The organism is Pararcticibacter amylolyticus (genome assembly GCF_003130405.1).
Taxonomy (GTDB): Bacteria; Bacteroidota; Bacteroidia; order Sphingobacteriales; family Sphingobacteriaceae; genus Arcticibacter; species Arcticibacter amylolyticus.
Genome location: NZ_QEAS01000007.1, coordinates 36,156 through 39,639 on the forward strand (window position 1 = coordinate 36,156; position 3,484 = coordinate 39,639).

At 45.0% G+C, this 3,484-nt stretch carries 2 protein-coding genes; both read right to left on the reverse strand.

Annotation, left to right across the window (positions count from 1 at the left end):
* Window positions 1-5: 5 nt before the first annotated feature.
* Window positions 6-1,301: a type IX secretion system plug protein gene (locus DDR33_RS09580; protein ID WP_109415564.1), complete on the reverse strand. Its 1,296-nt coding sequence runs from the start codon at window positions 1,299-1,301 to the stop codon at window positions 6-8.
* A gap of 15 nt (window positions 1,302-1,316) precedes the next feature.
* The gene (locus tag DDR33_RS09585) at window positions 1,317-3,233 is read right to left on the reverse strand and encodes an ABC-F family ATP-binding cassette domain-containing protein (protein ID WP_109415565.1); all 1,917 of its coding nucleotides are present in this window, start codon (window positions 3,231-3,233) and stop codon (window positions 1,317-1,319) included.
* Between the last annotated feature and the right edge of the window lie 251 nt (window positions 3,234-3,484).

Sequence of the window (3,484 nt, forward strand, 5' to 3'; positions counted from 1 at the left end):
CTAAATCATAATTCACTAAATCCCACTAATTCTTCCCATCGTGCACCGGGCTTCCTGTAATAAAAGAATACCTGATAGGTGTTCTTTGTTTGATAAAAGGACCCTTCAAATGGGGTACTGTCAGCGACTTTTCCATTTGCTGCCCATACATATTGATAATCATAAAGACCCTGTTTTAAAAGAATGCTGCCATAGAAGCGGTTGCGTTCAGAATCATAGATCATCTTATTTTCGTCCGTTAAAGTATAATCGTTAAACTTTCCGGTTATGTAGGCAGCTCCGTCTCCTGATGGGGGAAGCGCTTCCAGAATGAAGTTGACTGTGCCATAATCAGCGTCTGTACGGTTATCCCTGCCATCGAGGTTCCTGATATAGAAGCTCCCGTTTTCGTCGTAAGATGAATTGTACGCAGTATGGCTTCTTTCGATATCCGGAAGAAGCTGTATCACGTTCGCTGTATCTTTTTGTATGCTTCCCACCCGCTCGGACTGCAAGCGGAAGGTCCGGATGTCAAAAAAACGGAATTCATTGCCGCCCGCGAAATCAAATGAGTTCACGTCGTTATATATCACCTGGTTCTGCCTGATAAAAGAAGGGCGTCCACCCATCTGAGCATTGTCAGGCCTTCCGTTCTGCATGACGATCGTGCGGATATCGAGATAAGGGTTCTGAATATTCAGCGCGGGATGGTTAACCACTATGTTGATCTTTTGGTTCTGGTTCCTGTTCTGAACCTTTGCTGAAGCTACAACTTCTGCGGAAATAGTTACCAGCGGCGCCACTACAAAAAAACGCTTTGTGAGGAGTAACCTCTCCTGATCGCCATCCTCATATACCTTCAAAAGATAATTTCCTGATATTTTAGGTCTTATCGTTGGGTTAGGGAAAATTAATTCGTAGTGAGTATACTTCTGTAAGGTGTTGAACGATAGCCGGTAATCGTTAATCCTGTCTTCTGTGAAACTTTCCAGGAAGTCGATAGGAGATAGCCGGCTGCTGTTCCAGGACGCATCGCAATGTTCTATCGCATAATAGAGATTGCGGGTGCCGGTTCTCAAGTCATCAAAGGAGAGCAAAAGTTCGTCGTTTGTCCCGAGAGTAATAACCGGCATAGATTGTTCTTTCGCCCTGTTATAGAGTTCAATACTCCGGATTTGCGGGATATAAGCAAAATTCTGATACCGGAGTTCCTGGCGCGGAGCTGCAGATATCACCTCCCTTTTTCTTTTTTGCGCAAAACCTTCAACTGCCGCCGCAGTGAACAGTGTGAACGTTAATATGAACCAAAAGCAAGTTTTCATAGATATATACGAATGTTAGCTGCCTTCAAGCTCCATGATCTGCTCTGCGAGGCCTTCCCAGTCTGCCTGGCTGGTTTGCAATTCAGTTTTAGCTTTTTGGTACCGTTCATTGGCGGTTTTAAGCTTCGCCTGGTCCTGGTATATTTCTTCTTTACTCAATTCCAGTTCAGCGTCTTTGATTTCCTTTTCCAGTTGCGAGATTTTATCCTCGAGCTGCTGAAGTGTCAGGTTGAGTTTCTTTAATTGTTTGCTCTTATCGTCATGCTGAGCCTGTGGTTTGGGGGCCGGCTTTTCTTCTTTCTTCTGTTGTGCCGGAGCCTCTTTCGGAGCAGATACAGCCCGTTTAGCCTGCCATTCCTCATACTCTGCATAAGTGCCGGGATATTCCTTTATCTTCTGATCTTCAATAAACCAGATCTTATTCGCAACATTATCCAAGAGATAACGGTCATGCGATACCACGATAAATGTTCCCTCAAACTGGTTAAGTGCCTGGATCAATATGTTGACAGACTGGATGTCCAGGTGGTTGGTCGGCTCATCGAGTATAAGGAAGTTGGCATCCGCTGTTAGTGCTTTTGCCAGTGCCACTCTTGATTTCTCGCCTCCTGAAAGGACCCTGATCTTTTTGAATACATCGTCACCCGTGAAGAGAAAACTTCCCAGGATGGATCTCAGTTCTGTTTCAGTGTGTTTGGGGGCAAAGGACTGAAGCTCCTGAAGGACTTCATTGTCGAGATGCAGCGATTCAAGCTGATGCTGCGCAAAGAAGGTTTCAGTGACATTATGTCCCGTTATACACTCTCCCCCGAACTGCTCTGTTCCGGCAATGATCCTGAGCAGGGTTGATTTTCCTCTTCCGTTAGCTCCGATAAGTGCAATCTTATCACCTTTTTCAATGATAGCGCTGGCGTGTTCCAATATCTTTATAGCGGGGTACGACTTACTGACGTCTTCCAGGCGAATGACGTGACGTCCGGATTGTTTGCTGAATTTAAAGCTGAAATTAACAGATGGATTGTCATCATCTACATCATCCACCCTGTCCATTCTCTCCAGCATTTTTATTCTTGACTGGGCAAATTTGGCTTTACTTGCTTTTGCCCGGAACCGTTCGATAAGACGCTCTTCCTGTTTTATTTTCTGTTGCTGGTTTTTATATTCATTTCGCTGGATCTCCTCACGCATGCCCTTTTCTTCGACATAAAAGCTGTAGTTTCCGGCGTAGGAGATGAGCTTTCCTTTGCGTGATTCGACAATACGGTTGACAACGCGGTCAAGAAACCACCTGTCGTGCGATACGATAACAATAGCCCCGTCAAACGCCTGCAAATAGGTTTCGAGCCATTTGATGGACGGTAAGTCCAGGTGGTTGGTAGGCTCATCCAGCAGGAGGATATCTGGCGCTTGCAGCAGGATCTTTGCCAGCATGACCCGCATACGCCAGCCTCCCGAAAACTCAGAAAGAGGACGTTTCTGATCATCTTCGCTGAAGCCCAGACCTGCGAGAATCTCATGTGCTTTGAATTCTATGTTGTAGCCATCCAAAGCGTCAAACTCATGCTGTTTGTCGCTGAGCTTATGGAGTATTTCGTCTGAATAATCCGTTTCGAGCTTCTTTAATAACTTTTCTATTTCTGTGTGCAATTGATTTTGCCGGGCGAACGCTTCCATGGCGACATGCAGGATACTTTTTTCCGACTGATAGGAGAGGAGATCCTGGTTCAGATAACCGATCTTCAGATCTTTCGCCATTGAAATAGTACCACCTGTTGGTGCATAGTCACCAACAATCAGTTTCAGCAGGGTTGTTTTTCCTGTACCGTTAGCTCCTATTAGTCCGGTTTTGTCCCCCGGTTTTATATGCCAGTTTGCTTCGTCGTATAATGCTCTTGCACCAATCTCGAACGTCAGGTTATTAATCGCGATCACGGCTGCAAAATTACGAAAAAGCTTTTAGGTTTTGGCTGTTGGCAATTGGCTATTAGCTTTTAGCAATTAGCTTTCAGCAATTAGCTTTCAGCAATTAGCTTTCAGCAATTAGCTTTCAGTAGTTAGCTATCGGCTATTAGCAATTAGCTATCAGCTGTCAGCCATCGGCTATCAGCATTGGGACTGACAGTTGCTTTATGTACAGATCTGTATTTTTGCGCTTACTACTTGCTACAACAATGGGCGTTTAT

Coding starts and splice junctions, on each gene's coding strand:
- DDR33_RS09580 (WP_109415564.1), bottom strand. CDS start 1,301: ATGAAAACTTGCTTTTGGTTCATATTAACGTTCACACTGTTCACTGCG.